Genomic DNA, 13,558 nt, shown 5'->3' with positions numbered 1-13,558 from the left:
AGCCTGCAAAATCATCACTTGACTAATTTTTAGGCACATTGACGCGGGTGATTGCCTCTGCATTCACCGCCCCCTAAACATTGCCTCAATCAGGAGAACCCGAAGTTGACCACAGCAGCTATCATCGTCGCCGCCGGACGCGGCCAACGCGCCGGAGGCGGAGTGCCAAAACAATGGCGCGCACTGGCTGGGCGACGGGTCGCTGATTGGACCATCGACCGCTTTGTGGGCTTGGTTGATCACTTAGTTCTGGTACTTGCAGAAGAGGATACTGCGGCGTGGAATGAATTCGGCGCGACTGATCTGATTCTCACTCCGGGAGGCCCGGACCGAGCGGCATCCGTCCGTAACGGCCTGCAGGCATTGCAGCCGTATGGCGTTGAAAAGGTTCTGATTCACGATATCGCCCGCCCCTGCGTCAGCGCGCAGGTGATTGGCGATGTTCTGGATGCGCTTGATACCTATCCTGCCGCCGCTCCGGGTTTGGCGGTGACGGATGCGCTTTGGAGGGGCGACGGATCGCTGGTGACTGGCACCAAAGATCGGTCCGGTCTTTATACTGCGCAAACGCCACAAGGATTTCTCTATAAAGCAATTGCCGACGCACATACGAACCACCCCGGCGGAGCTGCGGATGATGTTGAAGTCGCCCGCGCAGCAGGCATAGACGTGGCGATTGTTCCCGGTGAGGCGGATAACCTAAAAATCACCCGGCCCGAGGATTTTGCCCGGGCTGAACGCATAGTGGGTAAAGATATGGATGTAAAGCTGGGTAACGGCTATGACGTGCACCGCTTTGGCGATGGAGATCACGTGATCCTCTGCGGTGTGAAGGTGCCGCATAATCGCGGGCTTCAAGGTCACTCAGACGCGGACGTGGGAATGCACGCAGTGACCGACGCGATCTACGGCGCACTGGCACGGGGCGATATCGGGCAACATTTCCCGCCCTCCGACCCGCAGTGGAAAGGCGCGGCCAGCGAGATCTTTCTGCGCCACGCGGTCGATCTGGCCGCGCAGATGGGCTATGCGATTTCGAATGTCGATTGCACGCTGGTCTGCGAATACCCCAAGATCGGCCCGCACGCCGGCGCCATGCGCGCTGAAATGGCTCGGATCATGGGCCTGCGCAGCGATCAGGTCTCGGTCAAAGCCACCACATCTGAACGACTGGGCTTTACCGGCCGCAGCGAAGGCATAGCATCGCTCGCCACAGCCTGTTTGGTGAAATCATGACCGCCGCCCGCCTGATAGGAACTGTCTGCGGTGTTGGCTATCTGCGCCCTGCCCCCGGTACATGGGGATCGCTCGCCGCGCTGCCGCTGGCTTGGGTACTACATACCCTGGGCGGCTTCCCCTTGCTGGTCATTGGAACTTTCGCAGCCCTTTTCGGTGGCCTCTGGGCCACGCGCGTCATGACCGCAGGCCAGCAAGACCACGACCCTTCCGAGATCGTCATAGATGAGGTCGCAGGCCAATTCATTGCAATCTGGGCGATTTCCTACCCATCCTGGGCGCATGGGATCGAGATCACAGCGCTCTGGCCCGGTTGGATCGCAGGTTTCCTGCTGTTCCGGCTATTCGATATCACCAAGCCCGGCCCCGTCGGCTGGGCTGATCGGCGCGGAGACCCAATGGGCGTCATGCTGGATGACGTGATCGCCGGTGTCTTTGCCGCGATCGGCGTCATCATCCTTGCTGCGATCGCACACGGAGTGATGGGCCTATGAATGTGACTGAACTTCTGAACCGCGCCAAAGCGCAAGGCGTCATGATCGCCACTGCTGAAAGCTGCACGGGCGGCATGGTTGCCGCCGCACTGACCGACATCCCGGGCAGCTCTGCTGTGGTGGAACGTGGCTTTGTCACATACACCAACACCGCCAAGCAAGAAATGCTGGGCGTGCGCACCGATACGCTTGAGGCACACGGCGCTGTCTCAGAAGAAGTCGCGCGCGAGATGGCCAAGGGCGCGCTGCGCAATTCACACGCGCAATTGGCGGTTTCGATCACAGGCATCGCGGGCCCGGGTGGGTCCGAACATAAACCCGAAGGTCGCGTGTGCTTTGGGCTCGCAGCGGTTGATCAGCCTACGCGCACCGAAACCGTGGAATTCGGCGCACTGGGTCGAGAGAACGTCCGTATTGCCGCGCGCGACCATGCGCTGCAGATGCTGGCAACTAGCCTTTCTCAGATCGCCTAATTTTGCAGCACAAACACCGTATGGACGCAAATTTGATCACCAGTTGACAAAAAGCCGCCAAAACAGGCGACTTTTTGCACCTCTGCCTCTTTTTTCCCCGACTTAGCTCGGCTTCAACCCGCCGCACACCACTCACGACGCGTGGGGTTTGCATGCCCGGCGCCCTCAGGGAAAGGAGAGCGGCCCATGAACGGAGCCGATACAGCGTGGATCATTGTGGCAACAGCATTGGTCCTGTTCATGACATTGCCGGGCCTCGCCCTGTTCTATGGCGGGCTTGTTCGTGCCCGAAATGTACTCAGCGTGTTTATGCACTGCTTCTCGATTGCCTGTTTGATGAGCATTCTGTGGCTGGTCGCTGGGTATTCGATCGCCTTTGGCCCGGGTGAAAGCGGCCTCTGGGGTGGGCTGGGCAAGGCGTTCCTGAACGGAGTGGATGCTGACAGCCTTGCAGGCACCCTGCCCGAGATCCTCTTCTTCGCGTTCCAAATGACCTTTGCCATCATCACTCCGGCGCTGATCGTCGGCGCATATGTAGAACGCGTCGGGTTCGGGTTCGTCCTGACATTCTCGGCCCTCTGGATGCTGCTGTGCTATGCGCCAGTGGTTCACTGGATCTGGGGTGGCGGCATGCTAGCCGACGGCGGCATTCTGGGCGAGATCGGCGTGCGCGACTTTGCCGGTGGAATCGTTGTGCACGAAACCGCCGGTTTGGCAGCGCTGATCATTGCAATGGCCCTCGGCCCGCGCCGCAATCGCACGACCCCCCCGCACAATCCCGGATACGTGATGGTGGGTGCGGCGATGCTGTGGGTCGGTTGGTTCGGCTTCAATGGCGGATCGCAGCTGGCCGCTGACGGCGGCGCCGCAATGGCCATGACCGTGACGCATCTGTCTGCAGCGACGGCATCGCTGACATGGGCCCTGTGGGAACGCATCCGCTTTGGCAAAGCCTCGATGGTTGGTCTGGTCACCGGTACCATCGCGGGCCTGGCCTCGATCACACCCGCGTCGGGTTTTGTGGGTCCGGTTCAGGCGCTGATCATCGGTGCCGTTGCTGGTATCCTATGCCAAGAGGCCGTCAATGTGATCCGCAACAAGCTGAACATCGACGACACGCTGGACGTCTTCGCCGTGCACGGTGTCGGAGGCATCTTTGGCACGTTGATGATCGCACTGTTTGGCTTGGGCACCTGGACCGCACAGCTTGGCGGCCTGGTGATCGTGGGTATCTTTACGGCAGTTGTCACATTTGTGTTGATCAAGGTGGTTGCGCTGATCACTCCGCTTCGCGTAGACGCCGAGACTGAAACAAACGGGCTCGACCTGTCGGTACACGGAGAGCGCGCCTATGACATGAGCAGCTAAGCCCACCTTGGCGCTCTGCCGCCCGCAAGGGCAAAGCGGACCTCTTGGGGGTCCGCTTTTCTTTTGGTCAGCCCTCTCGACTCTGGACCTTACGTCGGGCTATCAGCCTGCGACACCCTTTCAGCCCAGAGGTTTGCGCCATGATCCCCAGTTCTTTCCCTGACAGTACCGAAATCGCCCGCCTGACAGCGCGGATGCTGCTGGAGATCAAGGCCGTGCACTTCAACTCGCGCGAGCCGTTCACATTGGCGAGCGGCCTGCCCAGCCCGACCTATATCGACTGCCGCAAGCTGATCTCCTACCCGCGCATCCGCTCGACCCTGATGGATTTTCTGACCGCCACCGTGATGCGTGACGCAGGGTTCGAAGCGTTCGATAACATCGCCGGTGGCGAGACTGCAGGCATTCCGTTTGCAGCCATGGTTGCCGAGCGCATGGCACTGCCGATGACCTACGTGCGCAAGAAACCAAAAGGCTATGGCCGCAACGCTCGCATCGAAGGCGCGATGGGCGAAGGCGAACGGGTGCTGCTGGTCGAGGATCTGACGACCGATGGCGGCTCGAAGCTGTCCTTCGTCGATGCAATCCGCGAAACCGGCGCGACCTGTGGCCATACGGCGGTGATTTTCTACTACGGTATTTTCCCCGAGACAGAAAAGACGTTGGGCGACCATGGCGTGAAGCTGCACTCCTTGTGCACCTGGTGGGATGTTCTGGCCGAGGCAAAGGCGCAAAAGGCCTTTGACGAAGATACCCTTAACGGTGTCGAAGCATTCCTGAACGACCCGCGTGGATGGCAGGAAACGCACAAAGCCTGACGTTGCGCAAACTGTTTTCAGAACGGAAACACTAGCCCTCGGGCCAGTAGTTCCAACCGCTAGATGTTGACGAAAGGCTGCCACATCCTTCAATATGATGGGGCAGTGAGATATGCACAGCATATCCCCAGAAAACATACAATTTGCGCCGACTCACGGCGCTGAGCTATGGCGTTTGTCCAAGGGACATAGAGAGCAGCAATGAACGAGATCAGCAGTATCGAGCAGGCCGCCGCACAGATTCAAAATCCGGAAACAATGCCGCACTCGATCGAGGCCGAGCAGCAGCTATTGGGCGCTATCCTGACCAATAACGATCTGTATGACCGGGTCGCCTCGATTATCGGGGCCGAGCATTTCTATGATCCGGTCCACACCCGCATCTATGAGGTGGCGGCCGCGCGCATCGCCAAGAATGCGCTGGCTTCACCCGTGACCCTGAAATCCTTCATGGCCGAAGATGAAGGCCTAAAGGAATTGGGTGGCCCGGCCTATCTGGTCAAGCTGGCCGGGGCCTCGATCAGTGCTTTTGCGGTGCATGATTATGCCCAGATGATCTATGACCTCGCCATCCGGCGCGAGTTGATCCGGCTGGGCCGCGACATCTCGGACAAGGCCGCGCGGGTCGAGGTCAGCAGCGAGCCCAAAGAACAAATCGTCGAGGCCGAGCAGCAGCTCTATCAGCTATCCGAGCAGGGCCAGACCGAACAAGGATTCCAATCCTTCCTCAAAGCGGTCACAGAAGCCGTCAACGTCACCAACGAGGCTTACCAGCGCGGTGGCGGCATGGCAGGGATTTCCACCGGTCTGGCCGATCTCGACAAACAGCTTGGCGGCCTGCACCCGTCGGACCTGATCATTCTTGCCGGGCGCCCATCGATGGGGAAGACCTCGCTGGCGACCAACGTGGCCTTCAACGTCGCCAAGGCCTATAAGCGTGGGCAGAAACCAGATGGTAGCGAGGGCGCAATTGACGGTGGCGTGGTCGGATTTTTCTCGCTGGAAATGAGCGCCGAGCAGTTGGCAGGCCGTGTTCTGGCCGAGGCATCAGAAATCTCCAGCCACAAAATCCGTCAAGGCGACATGACCGAGGCCGAGTTCCGCCGTTTCGTGGACGCCGCCAAGGAACTGGAAGCCTGCCCGCTGTTCATTGACGACACCCCCGCCCTACCAATCTCGCAACTCGCAGCGCGCGCGCGGCGGTTGAAGCGAACCCATGGGCTGGACCTGTTAGTGATCGACTATCTTCAGCTTTGCCGCGGAATGTCCGACAACCGGGTCAACGAAATCGCTGAGATCTCGATGGGCATGAAGGCCATCGCCAAGGAACTGAACATCCCGGTGATCGCCCTGTCCCAGCTGTCGCGTCAGGTCGAAAACCGTGACGACAAACGCCCGCAGCTGTCAGACCTTCGGGAATCGGGCTCGATCGAGCAGGACGCCGACGTGGTCATGTTTGTGTTCCGCGAGGAATACTACAAAGAACGCGAAAAACCCGGCGACCACGAGTTGGAGAAAATGGAAGAGTGGAAACAGGCAATGGAACGCCTGCATGGCAAAGCCGAGGTCATCGTCGGCAAGCAGCGCCACGGCCCCATCGGCACGGTTGAGCTTTCGTTCGAGGCCCAGTTCACCCGCTTTGGTAACCTGGTGAAACCCTGGCAACAGGACGGTCAGATAGAAGGGTACTGACCCTTACCAAAGCTCGGGCTGGTTCAATGCCTCGACACAGCGAGACGTACCTTTCAGCGGAGCATCCCCGCGTTCCAACAAGGCTTGCCCAAGCCAGCCATGCGGATGGCTCAGCGGCAAAGGCGCTTGCGCGAAAGCCTCTGTGATGGGCTGGAAACCGGTTTTGCAATAGTAATTCGGATCGCCATAGGTCAGCGCGTAATCCACACCGTCCTCACGCAGTTTTTGCAGGCCGAATTGGATCAGCCTCTGCCCCACACCCGATCTTTGCCGGTCCGTCCGAACGGCCACAGGTGACAGGATAAAGACCTGTCGGTCATCTTCGGCAAAACGTATTCGCGAGAAGATGATGCAGCCCAAAAGCACCTCACCGTCGCGCGCTGAGAAAACATAGAAATCGTCCTTTTGAGGCGTCGCCAACATGTTCCGTGTCAGGGTTTCAATCAAAGCGCCTTCTTCGGGACCTTCCGAAGCGGCGAAGACCTCGCGAAACAGGCCCACGATTTCTGCCTCTTGCTGTGCATATCCCGTTACGAACTCCATGTGACCTCCGATATTCGGGCAGCAACGCAACATTTTAGCCGCTTCATATCCAAGAACGATACGTCCGGATTGCCGCGTTTAACACCCAAGTGAATACAATCTGAAGCAAAGTATCAAAACGCGACAAACTGCCAGAATCCCTCAATTTTTAATGAATCCAGCCTGTTTCTGCCGTCCAACGCCATAAAACCAAGGCCCAAACACCTTTTTCCCTCTTGACGTCGCAAAGTGCAGTGGCTTGAACAACAGCCATGACGACGGCACATCTTACTATAAATCTGCACGCGCTGACCCGAAACTGGCGCGCGCTCGACGCGAAAACCAAAGTCGAAACCGGCGCGGTGGTCAAAGCGGATGCCTATGGGCTGGGCGCCGAGCCTGTCGCCTGGGCTTTGGCCGAAGAAGGCGTGCGCAAGTTTTTCGTTGCTGCCGCTGAAGAAGGTGCAATTGTTCGCGAGGCGGTAGGCCCCGGACCCTTGGTCGCTGTCTTCTCGGGCCATATGGACGGTGACGCGGATCTGCTGCGCAAACACGAGCTGACGCCCCTGATCAATTCAGCCGAGCAATTCAAACGTCATCGCGAAGCCCTGCCCGATCACCAGTTCGGTATTCAGCTTGATAGCGGTATGAACCGCCTTGGCCTCGAACCGGCGGACTGGGCCGAAATACGTCACGAAGCCCTTGCGTTGGAACCGCTGGTGGTGATGTCACATCTGGCCTGCTCGGACGAGCCCGAGCATCCGATGAACCGGCAGCAACTGCAGACGTTTAAGCAGATGACCGACGGTGTCGACGTGCCCCGCTCATTGGCCGCAACGGGTGGTACGCTGCTTGGGTCAGATTTCCATTTCGACTTTTGCCGCCCTGGGATCGGGCTCTATGGCGGGATGCCATTCGCGGGGGCAAAACCGGTCGTCACCGTCGATCTGCCCGTGATTCAGGTGCGAGACGTCGCCGTGGGCGAGACTGTCGGCTATGGCAACAGCTGGACCGCACGCCGCCCGTCAAAGATTGCAACCGTTGCGGCAGGGTATGCCGATGGGCTGCATCGTGCCATCGGAGGCGGTGTCGATACATTCGCTGGTGATCAGCCCTGCCCGGTGGTAGGACGTATCTCAATGGACCTGATCACCGTGGATGTGACTGACTTGCCGTACAAACCTGATCGCCTGCGTATCCTGAACGGACACCAAACTGTCGATGATCTGGCCGAGGCCGCCGGAACAATCGGCTATGAAATCCTGACCTCATTCGGCAACCGCTATTCGCGGGGCTACGTGGAATGAACCCCATCTCATTGCTGGGTGAGCTGGGGCGGACCATCCTGAATATTCTGGCCGCATTTGGCCGCGTCGCGCTGTTTGCGCTTGAAGCGGTTTCGCATATTTTCCGGCCTCCATTTTATCCGCGCGAGTTTGGCATCGCCCTGCTGAATATCGGCTGGTTATCTCTGCCTGTGGTTGGCCTGACCGCCATCTTCACCGGCGGCGCGCTTGCACTGCAGATTTATGCAGGCGGCGCGCGTTTCAACGCCGAAGCCGTGGTCCCACAGATCGTCGCCATCGGAATGGTACGTGAGCTTGGGCCGGTTCTGGTCGGCCTGATGATCGCCGCCCGCGTGACCTCCTCGATCGCGGCCGAGATCGCAACTATGAAAGTGACCGAGCAGATTGATGCTCTGGTCACGCTATCCACGCATCCGATGAAATACCTCACCGCTCCGCGCGTGCTGGCGGCGCTGATCACCGTGCCCGCGTTGGTTGCGGTCGGAGATATCATCGGCATCGCAGGCGGCTACACCGTCGCCACGCAAAATCTGGGCTTCAACCCGGCGGCTTATCTGAAAAACACCGTCGATTTCCTAGAAGCGCGAGACATCGTATCGTCACTGGTCAAAGGTGCCGCCTTCGGCGTGATCGCCGCCATCATGGGCTGCTACTACGGCATGTCCTCGGGCCGCGGCGCACAAGGCGTGGGCCGCGCTACCAAAGGCTCGGTCGAGGCTGCCGCCGTGCTGATCCTCGCCGCCAATTTCGTTCTTACAGGGGTGTTCTTCTCGCTATGATCCGGATGGAGAACGTAACGAAAGCCTTTGACGACAACAACGTCTTGCAAGGCATGAACCTTGATATCCCACAGGGCACCTCGATGGTCATCATCGGCGGCTCCGGCACCGGCAAATCCGTGGCGCTGAAATGTATCCTCGGCCTGATCAAACCCGACAGCGGCATGATCTACGTCGACGGCAAGGACGCCACCAAAGGCGACCGGGATGCGTTTCTGGCCCGCTTTGGGATGCTGTTCCAGGGAGCGGCGCTGTTTGACTCGCTGCCCGTCTGGCAAAACGTCGCCTTCCGCCTGCTGCGCGGTCCACGAAAACTGCCATCTGACTACGCCCGCGAGATCGCGATCGAGAAACTGCGCCGTGTCGGCCTGAAATCCAACGTCGCCGACCGTTTCCCGGCCGAGCTGTCAGGCGGGATGCAAAAACGCGTCGGCCTCGCCCGCGCCATCGCCGCCGACCCCGAGATCATCTTTTTTGACGAACCCACAACGGGCCTTGATCCCATCATGTCCGGCGTCATCAACGACTTGATCCGAGAAATCGTGACCGAGATGGGCGCCACCGCGATGACCATCACCCACGACATGAGCTCGGTTCGTGCCATTGCCGATAACGTCGCCATGCTGCACGGAGGCGTCATTCAATGGGCCGGCCCGGTCGACCAGATGGATGCCTCGGGAGATCCTTATGTGGAGCAGTTCATCAGCGGGAACGCAGAGGGGCCGATTGAGGCGGTGCGCTAATCTTCCTCACTCGCTAGCCAGTTTTTCGCGCTTGCGACAACCTCATCTGGAAGCAATTCGGCCTTTCGAGATTCGAGATTTAACAAGACGCATTTGAACACTGTTGAGAATACAGTTTTTCTGTCGGCAGAGCGCAGCAATCTGTGTCGGAAGGTGACCGACTTCCCGCCTATCTCGAGTACCTCACTCTCCATCTGAATAGCCTCCCCCGCCCGAAGTTCGGCGAGGAAACTACTCTCCGCATGTACCACCGCAAATGATAGCTTCCGTCCCGAACGCATATCGTCTGCGTTCAATCCCATCTCCGATTGGATAGCAAACACCGAATCTGAGCAAGCCGCAAAGTACCGCGAGACATTCATATGCCCCAGAAAATCGCAATCCGAAGGATCAACAATTGACTTGAAAGCCACAAAAGCTGGCATCTGAGGTCTCCCCACTGACAAAAACGAGTTTGAATTCTTGAATTAGGCTAACACATAACTGAAACGCGTCGCCCGATAGGCGGCGGAACACCTAAAAAGTACATATGATCCTCCGCCTCGCCACCCTATCCCTCCTGATCCTCTACCCCATCGCGTGGTTCGCCCCGCTGATGCGCGCCGGTCTCCTCCCGATCTTCGGCCTCAGTGAAATCAGCGTCATCACCGGGCTCCAGTCCTTGTGGAAATCTGACATCTTCCTCGCGCTGGTCGTCACCATCTTCGCCCTGTTTGCGCCCTACATCAAAACCATCGGCACCGCGCTGATCCAATGGAACCTGCTGGACCCGCGCGTGCAGCCCGCGCTCAACATCCTCGGCAAACTGGCCATGGCTGATATCTTCCTCATCGCGCTCTACATCACATTGGCCAAGGGCATCTCCTACGCCACGATCGAAACCGCGTGGGGTCTCTACCTGTTCACCGGCTGCATCATTGCTTCGTTGACCTTAGGTCATATTACAGAGATGACATTTGGATCACGAAAACCTCAGACCTAATTGATTGAAAACAGATTTCTGAGTATCATCTTAATATTTCGAGCAGTAAGTTTCAAAGTTTTCGGGTCCGCAGCGGATCACCTTAAGTCTGTTATTTCCTCCGCTTCCGGCCCGGTCCAGTACCGGTTGAAGAAGGAGAACGACGATCATGGCCGCCCTCCACACAATAACATTGCAATTTCAGAATGCATTATTAACACTGACTTTTTTCCTGATCTGCGCCGCAGCATTGTTCGCGGTGGCAACCACAGTTTTATCCGCCTTTGGCATCCTGCCCTGGCTTTCCTTACAGGCCGGTCTCAGCAACGGCACAACAGTTGACGCGGGCATCTACGTGCAGGTCGGATTGACCGCCCTGATCCTGATGCTGGCCTTCTATCTGCCCTCGAACGCCCGCATGATGGCGCTTGAGAATACCCATCGGAAGTTCACAATGAACATGCAGGACGTTGCAGGGGCCTATCAGGTCGCCCATGCCGCCGACCGCAGCGGAGCTTTTGCGCTGTCCTCCGAATTCGATGCGGTCAAGGAACGAATGGCCTTTCTGCGTGACCATCCCGATCTGCAATCGCTCGAGCCGCAGGTGCTGGAACTGGCCGCTCAGATGAGCCAGATCAGTCAGGAACTCGCCGAGACCTATTCAGAGGCCAAGGTCCTGCGCGCCCGGACCTTCCTGCAGCAACGGCAGGAAGAGATTGAGCAATTCCAGCAGCGCATCGAAGAAGCCCAGATCATCCAGCATGAACTGCGCCAATGGACCCGCGATATCGAGATCGAGGAATCCATCGCCAAATCCCAGCTCGTGCGCCTTAGGGACGAATTGTTTGACCTACTGCCCGAGCTGTCGGCGCAATTGCAATCTTCGACCGACGAATCCAAACCTGCCAGCGTCGTCGCCATGACCCCGCCGCGCGCTGCGGAATAGGCGCTCTCAGCGCCCGCTGCGAAGGATGGCCCGAAGGGCCTGACGACGCGGCGCGCCACCGGCGGTGAGGAAAGCCCGCAAGGGCTTGAAGAACCGCCCTTCCTCGGGCACGAAGGGCGACATGGCAAAGACACACTCCTTCTCCTGCTCGGCCTGCGGGGCCTCTCACACTAGATGGTCGGGCCGCTGCGATGCGTGCGGTGAATGGAACACTATCGTTCAGGAAGCACCGCTTTCGGCAGGACCTGCCAAGAAATCGCTCGGCGGCAAGCGCGGTCAATCCATCGCGCTCACCGACCTTTCGACCGAAGAAACACCCCCGCCCCGCACCTTGTGCGGGGTTGAAGAGCTAGATCGTGTCCTCGGCGGCGGCCTTGTCCCTGCATCGGCGCTGCTAGTGGGCGGTGACCCCGGCATCGGCAAATCGACCCTTCTACTTCAGGCTGCTGCGCGTTTCGCGCGCAATGGAATTAAAACCATCTACGTCTCGGGCGAAGAGGCCAGCGCGCAGGTTAGGATGCGAGCGCGCCGCTTAGGTCTGGAAGAGTCGCCGGTGCAATTGGCCGCTGAAACCAACCTTCGGGACATCCTCACGACGCTAGAGGCGGAAAAACCCGGCCTTGCCATAATCGACTCGATCCAGACCATGTGGGCCGACAATGTGGACAGCGCGCCGGGCTCGGTCAGTCAGGTCCGGGCTGCTGCCCATGAACTGACCACGTTCGCGAAACGACATGGGGTATCGATCATCATGGTCGGCCATGTCACCAAAGAAGGCCAGATCGCTGGCCCGCGCGTGGTCGAACATATGGTCGATACCGTACTCTATTTCGAAGGCGAACGCGGACACCAGTTCCGCATCCTGCGCGCCGTTAAAAACCGCTTTGGTCCAGCGGATGAGATCGGCGTCTTCGAGATGACCGGTAAAGGGCTGGCACAAGTCACCAACCCCTCGGCCCTGTTCTTGTCGGAACGCGGCACACCCAGCCCCGGGTCAGCCGTATTCGCGGGCATCGAAGGCACCCGCCCCGTGCTGGTCGAACTGCAAGCTTTGGTCGCCCCGTCCCCTCATTCTCAACCCCGCCGCACGGTTGTGGGATGGGATAGCGGGCGGCTCGCCATGATCCTTGCAGTACTCGAAGCCCGCTGCGGCATCCCCTTCGCGGGGCTCGATGTGTATCTGAACGTCGCCGGAGGGCTGAAAGTCAGCGAACCCGCCGCTGACCTCGCAGTCGCCGCCGCACTGCTGAGCGCGCGAGAAGATACCGCCCTGCCCGCCGACACCGTCGTTTTCGGAGAAATCTCGCTATCAGGGGCACTTAGACCGGCCCCACAGACAGAAAACAGGTTGAAAGAAGCGCAAAAACTTGGTTTCACAGCGGCAATTGCTCCGGCGGGTGGCAAAACCGGCACTGTGGCAGGTCTGACACTCACCCGACCCTCTGATTTGGTGGGGTTTGTTGGCGAAACCTTCGGAGCAGGTTAAGGTCGCGCCCCGAGGGGCAGTAAACGAACAGGCGAGGGCCATGGAAGGTTTTACAATAATTGACGGGGTTGTGGCCCTGATCATCGTGCTGTCGGGCTTGTTGGCCTACTCGCGCGGTCTCATGCGCGAAGTGCTGGCGATCGCTGGCTGGGTCGCCGCCGCCGTTCTGGCATTCATCTTCGCACCGCAGGCCGTACCACTGGTCAAAGAGGTCCCGGTGGTTGGAGAATTCCTGCGTGATAGCTGCGAGCTTTCGGTCATTACCGGGTTTGCCGCAGTATTTGCGATTGCGCTGATTGTGGTCAGCATCTTCACACCGCTCTTTTCGTCGCTGGTGCAGCGTTCCGCGCTTGGCGGGCTGGATCAGGCGCTTGGCTTCTTCTTCGGCATCGCCCGCGGCATCCTGTTGGTTGCCATCGCATTCTTTGTCTACGACACGGTGATGACCGGCCAGTCTTACACCATGGTCGATGAAAGCCGCTCGGCCAAAGTGTTCGAACAGTTCAGCGGACAGATCGAAGAACAAAACCCCGAGGCGGCACTGGGTTGGGTGACCTCTCAGTACGAAGCACTGGTTGCAAGCTGCACCGCCGACAACGCTTCGGAAGGTTGAATCAAAGCTGTATTTTTAAACAAAGCCCGGTCTCGACCGGGCTTTTTCGATTTAGGCACGTATTGGCTAAATGAAGCCTTCGCCACCACAGATATTGCATCTGATTGTCTTCAAGCCGAA

Annotated in this window: 15 protein-coding genes; 13 read left to right on the top strand and 2 right to left on the bottom strand. The window is 58.8% G+C overall.

What is annotated here, in order from left to right; all coding sequences use genetic code 11:
• Nucleotides 1–105 precede the first annotated feature (105 nt).
• The 6 genes from ACR0NN_RS00730 to ACR0NN_RS00705 all read left to right on the top strand — a co-directional run bounded on the left by ACR0NN_RS00730 (nt 106) and on the right by ACR0NN_RS00705 (nt 6,081).
• The gene (locus ACR0NN_RS00730) at nt 106–1,236 is read left to right on the top strand and encodes a bifunctional 2-C-methyl-D-erythritol 4-phosphate cytidylyltransferase/2-C-methyl-D-erythritol 2,4-cyclodiphosphate synthase (RefSeq protein ID WP_170718749.1); all 1,131 of its coding nucleotides are present in this window, start codon (nt 106–108) and stop codon (nt 1,234–1,236) included.
• Nucleotides 1,233–1,730 carry a phosphatidylglycerophosphatase A family protein gene (locus ACR0NN_RS00725; protein ID WP_170718747.1) on the top strand — a complete coding sequence of 166 codons (498 nt, stop codon included), beginning with the start codon at nt 1,233–1,235 and terminating at the stop codon, nt 1,728–1,730. The genes ACR0NN_RS00730 and ACR0NN_RS00725 overlap by 4 nt, the downstream gene beginning before the upstream one ends.
• On the top strand, nt 1,727–2,203 hold the full coding sequence (locus tag ACR0NN_RS00720) for a CinA family protein (RefSeq protein WP_170718745.1): 477 nt from the start codon (nt 1,727–1,729) through the stop codon (nt 2,201–2,203). Before ACR0NN_RS00725 ends, ACR0NN_RS00720 begins: the two co-directional genes overlap by 4 nt.
• A 186-nt stretch (nt 2,204–2,389) precedes the next feature.
• Nucleotides 2,390–3,571 carry an ammonium transporter gene (locus tag ACR0NN_RS00715; protein ID WP_170718743.1) on the top strand — a complete coding sequence of 394 codons (1,182 nt, stop codon included), beginning with the start codon at nt 2,390–2,392 and terminating at the stop codon, nt 3,569–3,571.
• A 140-nt stretch (nt 3,572–3,711) separates the two neighbouring features.
• Nucleotides 3,712–4,389: an orotate phosphoribosyltransferase gene (locus tag ACR0NN_RS00710; RefSeq protein WP_170718738.1), complete on the top strand. Its 678-nt coding sequence runs from the start codon at nt 3,712–3,714 to the stop codon at nt 4,387–4,389.
• 201 nt (nt 4,390–4,590) lie between these two features.
• Nucleotides 4,591–6,081 (top strand): replicative DNA helicase, encoded by a 1,491-nt coding sequence (locus tag ACR0NN_RS00705; RefSeq protein WP_170718736.1) that lies wholly within the window; start codon nt 4,591–4,593, stop codon nt 6,079–6,081.
• Between the two features lie 3 nt (nt 6,082–6,084).
• Here ACR0NN_RS00705 and ACR0NN_RS00700 read toward each other — a convergent pair whose 3' ends face one another.
• Nucleotides 6,085–6,624 carry a GNAT family N-acetyltransferase gene (locus ACR0NN_RS00700; RefSeq protein ID WP_170718734.1) on the bottom strand — a complete coding sequence of 180 codons (540 nt, stop codon included), beginning with the start codon at nt 6,622–6,624 and terminating at the stop codon, nt 6,085–6,087.
• A gap of 251 nt (nt 6,625–6,875) precedes the next feature.
• On the opposite strand from ACR0NN_RS00700, the gene alr reads away from it, so the two are divergent.
• Genes alr through ACR0NN_RS00685 form a run of 3 tightly spaced genes read left to right on the top strand, consistent with a single transcriptional unit; the run spans nt 6,876 to nt 9,432 of the window.
• A complete protein-coding gene (alr, locus tag ACR0NN_RS00695; RefSeq protein WP_170718733.1) occupies nt 6,876–7,910 on the top strand; it encodes an alanine racemase in 1,035 nt (344 codons plus the stop codon).
• The gene (locus ACR0NN_RS00690) at nt 7,907–8,689 is read left to right on the top strand and encodes an MlaE family ABC transporter permease (protein ID WP_170718730.1); all 783 of its coding nucleotides are present in this window, start codon (nt 7,907–7,909) and stop codon (nt 8,687–8,689) included. Before alr ends, ACR0NN_RS00690 begins: the two co-directional genes overlap by 4 nt.
• The gene (locus tag ACR0NN_RS00685) at nt 8,686–9,432 is read left to right on the top strand and encodes an ATP-binding cassette domain-containing protein (RefSeq protein ID WP_170718728.1); all 747 of its coding nucleotides are present in this window, start codon (nt 8,686–8,688) and stop codon (nt 9,430–9,432) included. The genes ACR0NN_RS00690 and ACR0NN_RS00685 overlap by 4 nt, the downstream gene beginning before the upstream one ends.
• Here ACR0NN_RS00685 and ACR0NN_RS00680 read toward each other — a convergent pair.
• Nucleotides 9,429–9,857, bottom strand: a complete 429-nt coding sequence (locus ACR0NN_RS00680) for an acyl-CoA thioesterase (RefSeq protein ID WP_170718726.1) — start codon at nt 9,855–9,857, stop codon at nt 9,429–9,431. The two genes, ACR0NN_RS00685 and ACR0NN_RS00680, sit on opposite strands and share 4 nt — an antisense overlap.
• Before the next feature lie 104 nt (nt 9,858–9,961).
• On the opposite strand from ACR0NN_RS00680, the gene ACR0NN_RS00675 reads away from it, so the two are divergent.
• The 4 genes from ACR0NN_RS00675 to ACR0NN_RS00660 all read left to right on the top strand — a co-directional run bounded on the left by ACR0NN_RS00675 (nt 9,962) and on the right by ACR0NN_RS00660 (nt 13,438).
• Nucleotides 9,962–10,414: a paraquat-inducible protein A gene (locus tag ACR0NN_RS00675; protein WP_170718724.1), complete on the top strand. Its 453-nt coding sequence runs from the start codon at nt 9,962–9,964 to the stop codon at nt 10,412–10,414.
• Nucleotides 10,415–10,562: 148 nt separating this feature from the next.
• A complete protein-coding gene (locus ACR0NN_RS00670) occupies nt 10,563–11,339 on the top strand; it encodes a DNA repair protein (protein WP_170718722.1) in 777 nt (258 codons plus the stop codon).
• A gap of 121 nt (nt 11,340–11,460) precedes the next feature.
• Nucleotides 11,461–12,825 (top strand): DNA repair protein RadA, encoded by a 1,365-nt coding sequence (gene radA, locus ACR0NN_RS00665; protein ID WP_170718720.1) that lies wholly within the window; start codon nt 11,461–11,463, stop codon nt 12,823–12,825.
• 40 nt (nt 12,826–12,865) lie between these two features.
• Complete coding sequence (locus ACR0NN_RS00660) at nt 12,866–13,438, top strand: CvpA family protein (RefSeq protein ID WP_170718718.1); 573 nt, start codon at nt 12,866–12,868, stop codon at nt 13,436–13,438.
• The last annotated feature ends 120 nt before the right edge of the window (nt 13,439–13,558 follow it).

The sequence above is a fragment of the Ruegeria sp. BA2 genome, from assembly GCF_056539605.1.
The sequence above is the reverse complement of the archived record's forward strand: the minus strand, read 5'-3'. Positions and strand labels throughout refer to the sequence as shown.